Source organism: Streptomyces sp. NPDC107522 (genome assembly GCF_055657525.1).
The window spans coordinates 37,366-52,167 of record NZ_JBVKAU010000024.1 but is presented as its reverse complement, the minus strand read 5'-3'; the positions used below and the strand labels follow the sequence as shown (position 1 = coordinate 52,167).

The following is a 14,802-nucleotide window of genomic DNA, read 5'->3' as shown; positions in this document are numbered from 1 at the left end:
CCGGCCCGGCCGGGACACACGACCGGGTCTTCGGGCGGAGAAGGACCGCACACTAGAGCCATGGCTACCCGTGCGGTGGTTCGGGTCATGGTGCTCGCGAGTGTCGTGCCGAGCGGCTTCGCGCTGTGGGTTTCGTCGCTGCCGCGCTCCCAGCCGGCGGGAGCGATGTCCGCCCCCTCCTTCGTGATCGCCCTGTCGGTGGTGAACGCGGCGGAGGCCGGTATCGCGGCCGTGCTGATCCACGCCCGGCCGCGGAACCCGATCGGCTGGATCTTCGCGGGACTGGCGGTGGCGTCCGGGTGGGAACAGGCTTTCACCGCGTACGGGGGTTACGGCCTGGCCGAGGCCGATCCGGCGTGGCCGGGCGCGCGGTTCGCCACCGTAGTGGCTTCGGGACTGTTCGTACCGGGCTGGCTGGCCCCGCCAACCCTGCTGGTCGCTCTCTACCCGGACGGGCGGCTGGCGGCACGCTGGTGGCGGTGGCCGGTGGGCGCCGCTGTCGCGGGGACCGTCGTGCTGACGTTCCTGTGCCTCTTCGACGCGGACGCTTACGGTGACCTGTTTCCCGCTCTGCCTTTGCCGTTGTCGATGCCACCCACGTTGTTCACTTGGCTCGCGCTGGGAGTGTGTCTGCCGCTGCTGGCGCTGTCGGCACTGGTCATCTGGGGCGGTACCGTCCTCCGCTTGTTACGCTCCCGTCCCCCTGAGCGGCAACTGCTGGTCTGGCTCGTCTGTACCGAAGTCCCCTGCATGGGCGCCAGCTTCTACGCGGCGATGGTCGACAACCGGCCGCTTCCCTCTGTGCTGCTGTCCTTCCTCGTGGTGGTCGCGGTCGCGGTGGGGGTCTTGCGGTACCGGCTCCTGGGGATCGAGGCGGTGCTGCGGCGCGGGCTGGTCTACGGCCTGCTGACCGGGGCGGTGATCGCGGTCTACCTGGCCCTGACGGTGGGAATCGGGTCCGCGCTGAACCGCCATCCGCTGCTTGGTGTGGTGGGGGCCGCTCTCATGGCGGTGCTGCTGGCCCCGGCCCGGGATCGGCTGCAGCGCGCGGTGGACTGGCTGGTGTACGGCGAACGCCGTGATCCGCTGCGGGCGTTGGCCCGGCTCGGCGACCAGGTGGCGGTCGCCGGGGAGCCCGACCTGCTGCCCGCCGCGCTGAGCGCGGTGATGCGGGCCGTACGTGCCCCGGGCGCTGAGGTCCGCGCGCCGGACGGGCACACGGTCGGCCGGCAAGGGGTGATGGCCGTGGCCGGTCCGTCGCTGCCGTTGCGGGTAGGGGGCCGGGACCTCGGCACGCTGACGGTGGCCGCTCGCCGGCCGGTGGCCTCCTACGACACGGCCGACCTCCAGTTGCTGGCGGCGCTGGCGCTGCAGATCGCCACCCTGCTGCGGGCCCTGGAACTCACTGAGGCCCTGGAGGCCGAGCGCGACCGAGTCGTGGCCGCCACCCATGCCGAGAGAGACCGGATACGGCACGATCTCCACGACGGCCTGGGACCTTCCCTCTCCGGTATGGGCCTCGGGCTGCAGGCACTCGCCGATGTGCTGGACTGCGACGGGGCCACGCCGGCGGGGACGCTGCTGACCCGCATCCGCCAGGAGGTCACCACTGCGGTCGGAGAGATCCGGCGGATCATCGATGGTCTGCGTCCCACCGTGCTGGACACACAGGGGCTGGCGGAGGCCATCCGCCAGTACGCCAAGACGCTCTCCGGCACCGTGCCGGTGGAGGTGGAGATCGACGGACTGCCGTTCTTGTCGCCGGGGCTGGAGGCCACCGCCTACCGCATCGTCACAGAGTCGCTCACCAACACCGCCCGGCACGCCGGTGCGTGCCAAGCCCGGGTGCGGGTGTCCGCCGCCGATGGGTCTTTGCGGGTCAGCGTCACGGACACCGGCCGCGGCATCCCCGACCGGGCAGCACCGGGGCTGGGTTTGATGTCCATGCGCCGCCGGGCCCAGGTGCTTGGCGGCACCCTCCACGTCGTCTCGCGGCCGGGACACACCACCGTGGCGGCGACGCTGCCGCTGGAGGCCGTATGACTGCCAGAGTCCCCGTCCGAGTGGTCATCGCCGACGACCACCCCATGTACCGGTACGGACTGACCGCTGCGCTGGCCGCGTGCGAAGACCTGGAGGTCGTCGGTGAGGCCGCCTCCGGGGAGGAACTGCTGTCCGTGGTGGCGGACGTCCGGCCCGACGTCGTCATCACCGATCTCGCCATGCCCGGCACCGACGGCGCCGCCGCCACCCGCGCCCTGCTTGCCGGCCAGCCGGAGCTGGGGGTCCTGGTACTGACCATGCACGAGGACGACGAGGCGCTGTTCGGCGCCCTGCGGGCGGGCGCCAGGGGCTATCTCCTCAAGGGGGCCGACCGCACCGAGATCCTGCGCGCCGTCCTCGCCGTCGCTGCGGGCGACGCCGTCTACGGCGAGGTCGTCGCCCGCCGCATCGTGGCGTTCTTCACCGGCGCGCACCAGCGCTACGCCGCCCAGGTCTTCCCCGGTCTCACGGAACGGGAGCTTGAGGTCCTGGAGCGGGTCGCGGGCGGGCACGGCAACCACGAGATAGCGCGGCAGCTCTGCCTGGCCGAGAAGACCGTCCGCAACCATGTGTCTTCCATCCTCCTCAAGCTGGGGGTGCGCGACCGGGCTGCTGCGGTCGCCGCGGCCCGTGACGCGGGGCTGGGCACGGCCCGACCGTCGGACGGTCCGGGGGGCAGGCCCGGCTGACGGGCGATGCCCCGGCTCGAAGCGCCTGCCCGGGGTGCGTCCCGGCCGTGGGCGTGAAAAGCCCGGCCGATCCAGGACCCCTGCCTCATGCCCGGCCCGGCCCGGGCGAGGGACGGTGAGCGCGAGTTCGCACACCTCTCCGACGGCAGAGGAGCAGACCATGGCTTCCGGAACGTTTCAGTCCCTTCCCGTGCCGCCCACGGCGCTCGACGGACGGATCAGCGCGATCACCCTGGACCCCGACGGCGCCCCGTCCGACGTGGTCAAGAACGGCACCCCGGTCACGGTGCAGGTGGAGTGGCACCTCACCGGGTTCCTGGTGCCGTTGCTCGCCGGCAACTGGTCGGTGCGCGTGGGCGTGGACGAGATCGGCGGTCCGCACGGCTTCACCCGCCCCGATCCCCCGCAGTCCGTCCCGGTGACCGGGAGCGGATCGTACCGGTGCGACCTCGCGCTCACCGGCCTCCGGCCGGGCCGCACCTACGCGCTGATCGCCTCCCTGGGCTACCGCGACCGGCCGGCGCGCCCGCCGCGCTCGGCGGCTACGTCGACATCGGCACCGTCAGCGTCCTGCCCTGTGGTACCTCACCGGGTTCCTGGTGCCGTTGCCCCCCCGTCCCTGGGCCCCGGGCCGCCGGCGTCCCGCGAGGACCCCAGGGGGCCGGGGCCCGTCTGTATCGATATCCGTGGGGAGTTGCACAGATGAATGATCCGTTGGCTTTGCTCGCCTGGTGCGATCCCGCGCGCCGGCGTGTCCGGTGGACCTGGTCGGGGATCTGGGTCGGCGTGCTGCTGGTGGACCGGGACCGGGTCGTCTACTGCGTCGACGGCGAGGAGAGGTTCTCCGCGCCGCTGGAGGGGACGCGGTTCGAATGGCGCGGCGGCAGCCGGATGACGGCGGCCCGCTTCGACCTGCGCCTGCCCGGGACGGCGTTCCGTCTCTATCTCAGCCCGCCGGGCAACGACGCCCCGCAGCCCGACCGGAGCGTGATGGACCAGATCGCCGGGGCGCTCGACCGGTTCTCCGTCATCGGCCTGCTCGACGGCACGCTCGGGACGCTGGGCGACACCTCCGGAGTGCTGGGCAACGCGCTGGCACTGCCCGGCGCCATCGCGCAGCTGCGGGCTGGCCACCGTGCCGCGGAGCGGCTGCGTGCCCAGCTGGCGCAGACGACGCCGTCGTCCGACCCCGAGTCACGGGAGCGCACACCGGAGCCGTGCTTCGCCCGCGGTGACGACGACACCTGGGCCACCGCGGTGCGCTTCAGCCCCGGCGGGGAGACCGTCGCCTGCGCCCACAGCGACGGCTCGGTCCGCCTGTGGAACACCCGCGACGGCACGCCGCGGCGCCGGCTCCACCCTCTCGGCCGCGGGGTCGCCGTCCAGGACATCGCCTACGTCAGTGCCGGACGGGTCCTCCTGGCGGCCGGAGACGACCGCTGCGCGCGGCTGTGGGACGTCCTCACGGGCGACGAACTCGCCCGGCTCGCCCACCCCGACGCCGTCTGCCGGGTCTGCGTGGACGCCAGCGACCGGTGGGCCGCCACGGTATGCGAAGACATGACCGCCCGGGTCTGGGACCTCGCCACCGGCGCACTGCTACGCACCCTGGACGTGGACCGCGCCCACGGCGTCCTGTTCGCGCCCACCGGTTCGCACCTCGTGGTGAGCGGCATCGGCGGGGACGTCTCCCGCTTCCCGTCGCCCGCCGCCGCGTGCTCGGATCGGACACAGACGGGCACGGGGGTGGTGGACTGCCTCGCCTTCTCCGACGACGGACGGCTCGCCGTCAACGACTCCGAGGAGAGCGCCGTGACCCTGTTCGACGACGCCCTCGACCAGGCAGTGGCCGAACTGCGCAACGGCGCTCCCGTGCTCTGCGGTGCCTTCGGCCCCACCGGGCGGTCGTTCCTCGGAGGCGACGAGAAGGGCGATGCGGTGCTCTGGGACACCCGCACCGGGCGACGGCTGCTCAGTCTGGCCCACGGCTCGCCCGTGGAGAGCATCGACTGGAATCGGCGGACGGGACTGATCGCCACCGGCACCCTGGAGGGCCTCACCGTGTGGGATCTGCGCGGACACCCAGCGGCTGTGGAACCCTCGGACTAATACCGCAGTGACACTTCACCATTTCCGCTCGTTAGAGGGTAGTTTCAAGCCCAGCGGGCTGACGGGTCATCAGGAGGCGGTGCGGGTGAGGGTATCGGTGCGGGAGCCGGTCTCCCCTTGACCGCGAGGACGGCCGCCTGGCTGATTTCTTCCTCGAGGACGCCCGCCGCCGCGGCGATGTGTGCGAGCCGCTGGACTGGATCCCCGAGGTCCATCACCCGATCGGGAGTGGCGAGGCCGTCATCCCCGACGCCCTGCTGTACTACCGGCGCGGTCTCACCGATGGCGACAACGGGTCGATGCTGCGGGCGTTCGTGGAAGTCGACCGGGCCACCATGGGACCCGAACGCCTCGCCGCCAAGCTGACCTCGTACGAGCGCCTCTACCGCTACGTGCCCGCGGTCCCGGGGCGCCGGCCGACCCTCGAGGAACCGGCGGTGGAGGAGTGGCGGCGGCGCTACCCGCTCTTCCCCCGCATCTTGTTCGTTCTGGACGGCACCGGACCCGCCGGTGTGGAGACCCGGATCAGCGCCCTGCGCGCCGGGGCCGGTCTGCTGGCGCCGTCCCGCTTCCTGAACGAGGTTCCCGTGCTCGCGGCGCCGCCGGCCGACCTGCTCCAGCACGACGCCCCTGCGCACCCGTGTGGCGTCCCGTCCACGACCCCGACCTCCCCTGGACCGGGCGTGCGATGCAGCAGACGTAGCGCGCTGACCAGCCGTGGTCGGGGGTGAGAGCGGCTACGGCATCTACATCGTGGTGCCCGACGAGGCCCACATCCCCAGCGCCACGACCGACACCACCACCACAGCGATCTCCACCGTGCCTCCAGGTTGTCCGTCGTTCTTCACCACGGTCTTACTGCCGCAACGGCAGGTCGCTCAACTGCCAGCCGCACCCGGCGTCAGGCGAGGGCCCCGCTTACAACGGCTGACTCGGACAGCGGCAGGAGCCGCACGGTGGGCCGCCCAGCCTCCCTGTCGCGACAAGCCGGCGCTGTGGGCGATGACTCTGCTGTGAAGCAGTCGGCTCAGCTATCGCCTGGGGCTTTCGACGCCACAGGTCACTGCCACGGCAGTGTGGGCGTGCCGTCCGGGTCCAGGCCATGGGGCCACATCCGTGTGAGGACCGAGCCTTGTTTACTGATCCAGCCGTAGTCGGCGGCTTGCCGGGCCAGGGCCTCGGCACCGTCCCGGTCCCCGGCCTGCTCCCGCATCAGGGTCAGGCGGTACAGGGCGTCGCTATTACCGTGGTCGGCGGCCTGCCGGGCCGCTGCTTCGGCGCCGTCCTGGTCCCCCGCCTGTTCCCGCATCATTGAAAGCCGGTACAGAGCAGTGGTGTTACCGCGGTCGGCGGCCAGCCGGTAGAGATCCTCGGCGCTTTTCTGGTCCCCGGCCTCCTCGCGCATCTCAGCCACTCCACGAAGTACGTGAGGGCTGCCGCGGTGAGCGGCCTGCCGGGCTAACGTCTCGGCGCGTTCTTGGTCCCCGGCCTGTTCCCACATCATGGCCAGGCGGCGCAGGACATGGTCGTTGCCGTGCTCGGATGCCAGCCAGGCCAGCGCCTCGGCGGCCGCGCTGTCTCCGGCTTCCTGCCGTCTCATGGCCAGCCGGTACAGGGCGTCACTGTTGCCCTGGTCGACGGCCAGCCGGTGGAGGTCTTCGACACCCTTCGGGTCCCCGGCTTCCTCGCGTATGGCAACGAGGACCAGCAAGGCGTGGGCGCTGCCGAGTTCGGCGGCCCGGCGGTAGTGGTCGTGAGCGGCTTTGGGGTCGCCGGCCTCCTCCGCTATCTCGGCCAGAAGGCACAGGGCGTGGGTGCTGTCGAAGCTGGCGGCGAGCTTGGCCAGGGTCTCGGCGCTCTTCCGGTCTCCGGCTTCTTCTCGCATCCCGGCCAGAAAGTACAAGGTGTAGGGGTACCCCTGGTCGGCGGCGAGCCGGGCCAGAGTGTCGGCACCTTCCCGATCGCCGGCCTGCTCTCGGATCTCGGCCAGCCGGTGCAGCACTTGAGGGTTGCCATGGTCAGCTGCGACTCTGGCCAGAGCCTCAGCGCCAGCGTCGTCCCCGGCCTCCTGCCGGATGACGGCCAGCCGGTGCAGAACCTGGGTGTCGCCGGAGCCGGCAGCGACTCTGGCCAGAGCCTCAGCACCAGCGTCGTCCCGAGCCTTCTGCCGGATGACGGCCAGCCGGTGCAAGGCGTCGCTGTCGCCATGGTCGGCGGCCAGCTGGTAGAGGTGCTCAGCGCCTTCTGGGTCTCCGGCCTGCGCCTGCATCTCGGCCAGGCGGTACAGGGCTGCGGGGCTGCCGTGATCGGCAGCGCGCTGGCGGAGATGGTGGGCCCACTGCAGGCGGTGGCGGTAGAGCGCAGCTCGGGCGAGGTTGTCCACGTCGTCGGGGTGGGTCAGGTGGGTGTAAGCGGCGTGCCAGAAGGAAGAGTTGGGGCACAGATGGCTGCGGGTGGTGCGGCCATGGTGTTCGAGGTAGTCGGCGAGCCGGAACAGCGGCCCTGTAGGCAGTGAGGGTGGCGCGTCGGCATGCGAGGAGGGGGTGGGCGGGCGTCGTCTGGGCCGGGGAGTGGTGCGGCGCAGGGGTGCTTGTTTGCCATGGACGGGTTCGGCGAGTGCGGCGAAGACTTGCTCAGCCCAGTCCTCGGCGAGGTGGTCGTAGTCGGTGTCGGTGAGGTAGTCCACGGCGGCAGCGGTCAGGAAGGCCTGGGGCAGGTGCAGGCCGACGCCGAGACGGCGCGCGTCCATCGCTGCTTCCAGCACTGCTTTGGCGGCTGGGGTCGCGTGCAGGTAGCGATTGAGGAGTTCGCGGGCTCCGGCCAGGTCCTGAGTCACCCGCCCGTCGATGTTGGCGCGGGTGAGGGCGTCGGCCAGCAGCCGGTCACCGCCTCGTGCAAGAACGGCTGCGCTGGCGAGAGCATGTGTGTCGAACGTATCCGGGACGCTTACGGTGTGCCCGGCCAGCAGTTCCCGGACCCGGCTGTGGGGGTCCTCCTCTCCTGGCAAGGGCAGCGCGGTGTAGCGGGCGGCGTACTCGGGCCAGAGCGTGCCCAGCACCAGGACAGGGCTGCATTGTGGGTCGGTGAGAAGGCTGTGCACGGCAGCTGCGATACGTTCGCCGGCTGCCCGGTCGCCCAGGTAGTGCTGGGCTTCGTTGAGCCACACCACGGTATGGGGCTGTACGCGGTGCAGGTCCTCAAGGGCGGCCTCGGCGCGGGTCGGGTCGAAGGGGTGCCACAGCCGCCACTTCTCGTCTGCCAGGGGCTGTACTGCCTCCCAGCACGCCCGCGTTTTACCCGTGGAGGAACTGCCCACCAGGACCACGATCCGGCTGTGTCCCGCCTTCACCGCGCGCACCGCATTCGCCAGCACCCGGTCATGCCGGCGCCGTACATACCCGGGCAGGACCAGGCTTCCAGCTGCATCGGAGGCGTCAGCGACTGCGTTGCCTGCCGGATGAACCTCCAGATCGTGTGGTCCCCACTCCCCAATGGGCCGCCCCAGACCAGACTGATCTCCACCTCTGTCCGTGGCAGCGGCCCGCCGCAGCGCCTGCAATTCCTCGACCGGCAGTCGTAGCGCACGGGCCAGCGCCGTCACCGTCTGAGCCGACGGCACCGGCCCTCCCCTCTGGAATGCCTCGGAGACTGTCGTACGGCCCAGCCCGGCCCGGCGGGCCACGTCCGTCTTGCTCAGCCGGATCCGGACCAGTGCGCCGGCCAGCCGGGCGCGCAATTCAGTGAGCGCCGGACTGTCGCCCGTGTGTTCGTCGTCCACGTCCTCGCCCCCGAGTCCCGATGTGTCCGCCGGTGTTCATCTTCGTCCCGGCGAACCCCGGCGCACACCGCTTTCACGAGCCTGGGCCCCATCAACATCTCATCGTGTATCGGGAGTTTGCCGTGATTCTCGCCGTCGTACTTCTCACCACCGCGTTCGTGTTCGTCGTCGCTCTGCTGGCCGCCGCCGGCGCGGGCAAACTCGCCCGCCTGGACGGCGCCACCTACCCCGCAGCCCTCACCCACGCCGCGACCGCCTTCGCCGCGGTCGTCACCCTCGCCGCCGCCGTGAGCGGCGCCCTCGCAGCCCTCCTCACCTGACCCGTGCCCCTGCCGGTTGCACGGTCGCGGCATGGGTGTCGTCCTGGGACTTGTCTTCAGTCTCACGGCCGCCTCGGAACGGCGCCGACAGCACAACCAGAAGGAGCTGTTGCACGGGCGTCCCAATCCATGAGCTGGGGGCGGCTTCGGCGGCCGCCTGCACAGGCGACCGCCCATCTCATCGACGACGCGCGGCTCGTCCAGTCCTGAAGTGCTCAGACGTGGTTGGCGCGGCCGCAGCTCGCAGAGTGAACACGACATCACCACCTCCCCCAAGCCTAAGGAATTATCAATGCAGTTGAGACATTCTCAATCTACTTAGGGCACTGCAGGTCAGAGACATGAGGCCCGAGCCTCCTGGAGACGAGATCGCACATACAGCCAGCTCAGAGGGCCATTTGCCCACCCTCCGCTCCTATGACTGCAGTTGAGACTCTGCAGGTCACAGTCATACTCATGTCTCAACTAGACGAATAACCGACACCCGTCGAATGCCGCGCAGATTGGGGAGGTCACCTGCACAGAGCTGACGGCAACTACCCCGGTCCTGTCCGCCCGCAAGGTGGCCGAGCGCATCAAGGACGCCTCGTGAGCCTGCCGCCGTTCCGCCCCGAGGACTTCGACGAGAAGTGCGAGACCTGCGGGGCTGCGCCCGGGCAGCTGTGCCGCCCCCGGTGCGACCCCGGATACACCGCCGACGGCTTCCGCGCTGACGCTGCGCGCCATGCCGACCGACCCGACCCTCAGCGCCCCCCCCGCGGGAGCATCGCCCCGAAGGAGAGCCCGTGATTGGACCTGTCCACTCCTTGCTGGTCTGGAGTCCCTCGCCCGCGACGTCGCCAGGCTGCTCGGCGCCCAGCGCACCGAGCAGGACGGCGCCGCGGGCCGGGTCCGGATCATCTTTGCCGACGGCCGCACCCTCGAACTCATCCCCAACCGCCCCGGACCCGGATCATCGTCAGCGCGGTTCTGCCCGGGGGAGCCGCAGCGCAGGACCTGACGATCGAGCCCATCACCGTCGCCGCCCAGCCGCGCCCACATCCCAGCGAGACCCAGGACGAGGCCACCGCCCGGCACATCGCCGACCACATCCGTCGGCGCCTCATGCCGCAGCAAATCGCCGTTCATTCGCGGCTGTCCGCCACCGTCGAACGCGCGCGGACGGCCCTGTCCGTTCTCCCCGACAGCCCCGAACAGCAGTGGGTCCTCTCGGACCTGCCTGTCACCCACCCGCTCGGCCTGGACCGGTGGTGCCCCATCGCCTGGTGGCACACCCCCGCCGGGGCGTCCCGCGCCGTCGCCCCGTTCCTCGCCGACATCCTGCGCCGCGCCGGACTGGTGACGACGGAGCCGCACGGCAGCGGGCACGTATTCTTCGCCGAACCGCCGACCGAGCAGCCCGACGCCCGGTTTCACATCGCGCTGGCCTCCGGTCGCGCCGGGTGGGATCTCGTGGACCAGTTCACCGGGGCATCCGTGCGTACGTACGACGATGCCGCGGCCGAGGGCGTCGCCGAGAGCGCGAACCGCGAGTATGAGACTGCCCGGCGCGCCGGGATCCCGTCGCTGGAACTGCCCGGCCTGTCGGACGATCTGATCAAGACGGCACAAGTCCGCGCCCTGGCCGCCGAGTTGGCGCTGTCCGGGCACATGCCGTATGGCTTGGTCGACGTCGACTACACGCAGGCGGCCGGATTCTTCATCTACCCCGGGCCGCATCCGAGCGTGGTGCGGGTGGCGCGGCTCCTGGAGCCCTGGGGGCGATCCGGCCCGGAGCCCGCGTCGAGGCCCCCGAGCGCGAAGTCGAGCACTACGACCGGGACCTGGAGGCCTACGCACAGCTCCTGAACGCTCCAGGCCGCACCGTGACCGTCCAACCGGACGGCATCCAGGTGACGTTCAGCACCACACCGTCCAGGACCTGAGCTGCCGCCTCGGGGCGGGGCAGCGCAGAGAAAAGCAGTAGCCCCACCCCACTATATAGGTATTATGGAACACGTCCTTTATTCGGAAGGATCCTTGTGGACCTGCACGATGCTGCCGCCCTTCTCACCTCTCACGCCCAGCACGCCTTCACACTCCAGCAGCAGGCCGGAGCCGCTCTCACTCAAGGAATTCAGCGCGATCCCGGGCGCCTGGCCCGCCGCGCCCACCAGGCCGACGCGCCGTAGAACCGGCCGTGTTGTGGGACGGGGTCCTGTGGGAAGCCCACGGCACCGACACGCGCGCCCTCTTCTCGCTCGCCGGCCCCGAGCGCTTGGTCGCCGCCGCGCGCACCCTGCGCACCCTCATCCGGGACGGGATCACCCGCGCGTACGACCTGACCAGCTACGACCCCACCCGTCCGGAGTTCCGTGCCGCCGCCCCCGAGAGTCCGGCCAAGCACCGGGCGGAACGGCTCTTCCTCCTCCACACCAACATCGTCGACCACCTGCCCGGCGCACCCACCGCCACCGCCGTCCTCGCCGAGTTGCAGTCCCGCCTCACCGACGCACCTGCCGGACCCACAACCGCCCCGGACGTGGTCACCGCCCTGCGCGAGCACCTCGAAGCCGGTCCTGTGGCCGCCCGCGACATCGCTTGCCGCGCGAGTGAAATCCTCATTCGCGCACTCGAACAGGCCGCCTTCCATGGATGCAGCCTCACCGGCACGGGAGGCAACCGCACCGCCGTGGCCGTCCCCCTCGTCGACGGCTGGACGATCCGCATCGACGACGGAGGCTCCGCCGACCACCCGGAGGAGAACCACGGCACCGCCAAGGGCAGCCCGGGATGGACAGCCCACCTGCACAACCCGGACGGCGACACCACATCCGCCACCCTTCCCCCGACACCGCTCACGAGTGCCTCGCCGACAGCGCAGCATGCGTCCGCCAGCTGACGCAGTGGCGCGACGAGAGCCAGGCCAAGGGCCCCATCCAGGGCTGAGCGCCACCACCACCGCGGACCGCTGCTCCTGCGGATGAGCGTGACCGTCCCATCGCTGCTCGGCGCCCGAGCGATGCCCACGCAGCACCGCCCCAAGGCACGCCACCGGCGCCGAGCAGCGCCCCCTACCCGACGGCCCCTATGACCCCGCCCCAGCCCGAAGACGAAGGAGGTTCCGCCATGTCCCGCTCCGCCAAGTCTCCGCCGCCCGCGCCGGCCCCCGTGACCGGCGACGATCGCAGGTGCGTCGACTGCGGCGTGCCCTGCACCGAGCAGGTGGCATCCATCCCCCGCCTCCCGGGCGGAAGGCGCGGCGTGTACGCCTGTTCCGTGCACACGGCACGACGCCGAAGAGCGCCCTGACCTGCCATTTGACGCTGAGGCAGTGCATAGTTCAGTTGCCCCACTGCAACGCCCGCGAGTACGACACCGAGCCCGACGACGACCTGATCAACTCCGTCAAGGCAGTCGGTGTCCAAGACCCCGTCAGCGTCCGCCCCCGACCGGACGGCACCTATGGCGCGTTCAAGGTCTGGCGGCACGCCCAGGCCGCGCAGATCGCCAACGCCACCGCCGACGCCGACGGCCACGAAAGGCGGCAGATCAAGGCGTTCGTCCGCACCGACCTGGTCGGCCGGGACACGTGGACCCGGTTCCTGTCCCTGATCGCCCGGGCACCCGACGGTGCCTGGCCCCCGGCAACCCCCAATCAAGACTCGGCGGAGTCACGCGAGCATCGCCCAGGCCGTGATGCCGATCGAGACCGCGGCAAATCCCGTGGGCCAGCCCATCCTGGACAGCCGTCCGGATTCCAGGAACGCGGCTGCCAGCACCTCCGCGACCACCGCCAGCGCCGTGGCTGCGGCCAGATACAGCCCTCGAGCACCGGCCGCGTCCGCCAGGTCCTTGTGCCTGTTCTGCGCAGCCCGCATGTCCGGCCAGTCCTCGGGCCGGGCCCGCAGAGCAGCCACGGACGCAACGGAAACCCCGTCGGTGACGGCGGGTGCCCGACCCATGTGCTCCGCCATCACACGCAGCCGGGAGGCATGGCGCGTCTCGGCTGCGGCGACGGCCCGCTCGTGCCGTACGGCGGGAGAGTCCTTCTCGTAGACGACCGCAATCTCGCGGGCAGCCGCATGGATGTCGGCCACGTGTGACGAGGTGACGGCCTGCGTCAGAAAGGCCGAGCGCTGGCCGCTGGCCACGATGGCGGCGCCGAGCCGCAGCGCCTGCCGGGACGCTTCGGCCTGCGCGCGCTGCTCGCCGGAAGCTGCCGCCAACTGCAGCAGAGGTAGCAGGAACAGCAGCACGACCACGAGCAGGTGCAGCTGCGTGCCGCGCCGGCGGTCCGGCGAGGCCGTCGCCGGCTGCGGAATGGGGTCGATGCCGCGCAGGAGGCGGCGCGACCCACCGGCGGACGGTGGCGGGATCCGCCACGCCTCGGGGCGCAGAACGCTCGCGGCAGCCAGCACCGCAAGGATCGCCGCACCGGCCACGGCCAGCGAGACTCGCCCCCACAGCGCCCACCGGTCGCCCTCCGCCATCGTCCGGCCGGGCACGAGGCGGTGGTCGGCCGGATGCTGTTCCTCCTGATCAGCGAGGCGGCGGGGAACGTCGTAGCCCTTCTGGGCGTCCCCGTACCGGTCGCTGCCGATGATGCTCTCCGGCCGGGCACGGTCACGGAGGCTGACCGCCTCCTGCTCGGCGAGCGCGAACTCCGATGCCGCGAGCCGGCCGTCGTCCCTGAGCGGGCCGAGGGCCTCGGCCCGGCCAGCGGCAGCCGCCACGCGGAACGCGAGGGGGGCCTCGTCGGCGTACACATACCGGGCCTCTTCCTGGACCGCCGCCTGCAGCTTCATTTCCTCGGCGACCGCGTCCTGATAGCCGTCACCGGCCTTCTTGAACTGCCAGGTGGCCAGCAGGGTCGCTGCCACAATGACGGCTATCAGCCCGAACTGGACACGGGTCCGCAGACAGAACCGCCGCCGGGGCGGAGCGGTGCCGGCCGGGTCCGCATGCGTGGGGCCGGTCATGGGGACACCCACGTGAAGACGAACTTCGTTCCGTCCCGGCGGATGAGCGACAGTTTCCGGTCCATTACCGTCCACCGGTAGTGCTGCGTTTCCACCGGGGCCGGCCTGTTCGTGTAGTCCCGCTCAGGGTTCTCGGGGTTCTTCCTGGTCACGGTCGCGGAGCGAGGCCTGAGGGTCAGCACCTCCGCCGACGCCTCGTACGTTCCCTCAACGATGTGGGTGAGTTCGTAGATCCCTTCCGCCCCCATCGGGTACGAGAGCAGGCCGACGTACTTGTACTTCCCCTCCTCGGTGAACCGGTACGCGAGTGTGGTGTTGCTGCCCGGCCGCGCGCTCTCCCACGCGCCGACGAGGTCCCGGGGCCCGGCGGCGGCCCTGGTGGGTGAAGCGGACGGCACGGTGTCTGCCCGGTTCCCGGAGTCCGAGCAGGCGGCAATGGCGGACAACAGCAGCGCCGCCAGAGGGAGGAGCGGAGCGCGACGCCGCCGCCCCGGGGCCCTGTCAGGGACAGCACTGGTCATGAGCACTTCCCCCGTACGTAGCTGAAGCCGTCGATGTACAGCAGGTCACCGAGGGTCGGATCGGAATACAGCGACCACGGGTAGGAGATGAGGGGCTGGCCGTTGACGAGGAGCGTCAGCTGCCCGCTGTCAAAGCGTGCGATCCCGGAGTCACCCTGCCTCCCGTTGCTGCGGGCGTACCGTCCGTCGTCGGTGAAGACGTAGGTCCAGTGCGCCGCCGTGTCCGTTCCTCCGCACCAACTGCCCACCACGCGCGGCGGAGTACGGACGGACACGCCACCTGGCGCGCTCCGTGAGTCGTCTCCGGCGGCCGTCCGGGGGCCGGGATTCACCGGCCCCGGTGGTGGTGTTCCGCCCTCCGAGCACGCCGCAGTGGTCATC

The 14,802-nt window shown here is 71.1% G+C and carries 12 protein-coding genes; 8 read left to right on the top strand and 4 right to left on the bottom strand.

What is annotated here, in order from left to right:
• Positions 1–60: 60 nt before the first annotated feature.
• From ACZ7L6_RS40315 to ACZ7L6_RS40295, 5 genes are all read left to right on the top strand, one after another.
• Positions 61–2,043 carry a sensor histidine kinase gene (locus ACZ7L6_RS40315; RefSeq protein WP_471932964.1) on the top strand — a complete coding sequence of 661 codons (1,983 nt, stop codon included), beginning with the start codon at positions 61–63 and terminating at the stop codon, positions 2,041–2,043.
• Entirely contained in the window at positions 2,040–2,732 is a 693-nt protein-coding gene (locus ACZ7L6_RS40310) for a response regulator (RefSeq protein WP_471932963.1), read from the top strand. The genes ACZ7L6_RS40315 and ACZ7L6_RS40310 overlap by 4 nt, the downstream gene beginning before the upstream one ends.
• Positions 2,733–2,892: 160 nt before the next feature.
• A complete protein-coding gene (locus ACZ7L6_RS40305) occupies positions 2,893–3,438 on the top strand; it encodes a hypothetical protein (RefSeq protein WP_471932961.1) in 546 nt (181 codons plus the stop codon).
• Positions 3,435–4,841, top strand: coding sequence for a WD40 repeat domain-containing protein (locus ACZ7L6_RS40300; RefSeq protein WP_471932959.1), 1,407 nt, complete (start codon positions 3,435–3,437; stop codon positions 4,839–4,841). Before ACZ7L6_RS40305 ends, ACZ7L6_RS40300 begins: the two co-directional genes overlap by 4 nt.
• 179 nt (positions 4,842–5,020) lie before the next feature.
• Positions 5,021–5,572 (top strand): replication-relaxation family protein, encoded by a 552-nt coding sequence (locus ACZ7L6_RS40295; RefSeq protein WP_471932957.1) that lies wholly within the window; start codon positions 5,021–5,023, stop codon positions 5,570–5,572.
• 329 nt (positions 5,573–5,901) lie between these two features.
• Here ACZ7L6_RS40295 and ACZ7L6_RS40290 read toward each other — a convergent pair whose 3' ends face one another.
• Positions 5,902–8,619: a tetratricopeptide repeat protein gene (locus ACZ7L6_RS40290; RefSeq protein ID WP_471932955.1), complete on the bottom strand. Its 2,718-nt coding sequence runs from the start codon at positions 8,617–8,619 to the stop codon at positions 5,902–5,904.
• Between the two features lie 104 nt (positions 8,620–8,723).
• Here ACZ7L6_RS40290 and ACZ7L6_RS40285 point away from each other — a divergent pair, with 104 nt between their 5' ends.
• From ACZ7L6_RS40285 to ACZ7L6_RS40275, 3 genes are all read left to right on the top strand, one after another.
• Positions 8,724–8,939, top strand: coding sequence for a hypothetical protein (locus ACZ7L6_RS40285; RefSeq protein WP_471932953.1), 216 nt, complete (start codon positions 8,724–8,726; stop codon positions 8,937–8,939).
• A gap of 1,104 nt (positions 8,940–10,043) precedes the next feature.
• Positions 10,044–10,787 carry a hypothetical protein gene (locus ACZ7L6_RS40280; RefSeq protein WP_471932951.1) on the top strand — a complete coding sequence of 248 codons (744 nt, stop codon included), beginning with the start codon at positions 10,044–10,046 and terminating at the stop codon, positions 10,785–10,787.
• Between the two features lie 331 nt (positions 10,788–11,118).
• Positions 11,119–11,820, top strand: coding sequence for a hypothetical protein (locus tag ACZ7L6_RS40275; RefSeq protein WP_471932949.1), 702 nt, complete (start codon positions 11,119–11,121; stop codon positions 11,818–11,820).
• Between the two features lie 772 nt (positions 11,821–12,592).
• Here the strand turns inward: ACZ7L6_RS40275 and ACZ7L6_RS40270 are convergent.
• From ACZ7L6_RS40270 to ACZ7L6_RS40260, 3 genes are read right to left on the bottom strand one after another with little or no spacing between them, the layout of a single operon-like run.
• A complete protein-coding gene (locus tag ACZ7L6_RS40270) occupies positions 12,593–13,900 on the bottom strand; it encodes a hypothetical protein (protein WP_471932947.1) in 1,308 nt (435 codons plus the stop codon).
• Entirely contained in the window at positions 13,897–14,421 is a 525-nt protein-coding gene (locus ACZ7L6_RS40265) for a hypothetical protein (protein ID WP_471932945.1), read from the bottom strand. Before ACZ7L6_RS40265 ends, ACZ7L6_RS40270 begins: the two co-directional genes overlap by 4 nt.
• Positions 14,418–14,696 (bottom strand): hypothetical protein, encoded by a 279-nt coding sequence (locus ACZ7L6_RS40260; protein WP_471932944.1) that lies wholly within the window; start codon positions 14,694–14,696, stop codon positions 14,418–14,420. Before ACZ7L6_RS40260 ends, ACZ7L6_RS40265 begins: the two co-directional genes overlap by 4 nt.
• Between the last annotated feature and the right edge of the window lie 106 nt (positions 14,697–14,802).

Coding starts and splice junctions, on each gene's coding strand:
- ACZ7L6_RS40315 (WP_471932964.1), top strand. CDS start 61: ATGGCTACCCGTGCGGTGGTTCGGGTCATGGTGCTCGCGAGTGTCGTG.
- ACZ7L6_RS40310 (WP_471932963.1), top strand. CDS start 2,040: ATGACTGCCAGAGTCCCCGTCCGAGTGGTCATCGCCGACGACCACCCC.
- ACZ7L6_RS40305 (WP_471932961.1), top strand. CDS start 2,893: ATGGCTTCCGGAACGTTTCAGTCCCTTCCCGTGCCGCCCACGGCGCTC.
- ACZ7L6_RS40300 (WP_471932959.1), top strand. CDS start 3,435: ATGAATGATCCGTTGGCTTTGCTCGCCTGGTGCGATCCCGCGCGCCGG.
- ACZ7L6_RS40280 (WP_471932951.1), top strand. CDS start 10,044: ATGCCGCAGCAAATCGCCGTTCATTCGCGGCTGTCCGCCACCGTCGAA.
- ACZ7L6_RS40270 (WP_471932947.1), bottom strand. CDS start 13,900: ATGACCGGCCCCACGCATGCGGACCCGGCCGGCACCGCTCCGCCCCGG.
- ACZ7L6_RS40265 (WP_471932945.1), bottom strand. CDS start 14,421: ATGACCAGTGCTGTCCCTGACAGGGCCCCGGGGCGGCGGCGTCGCGCT.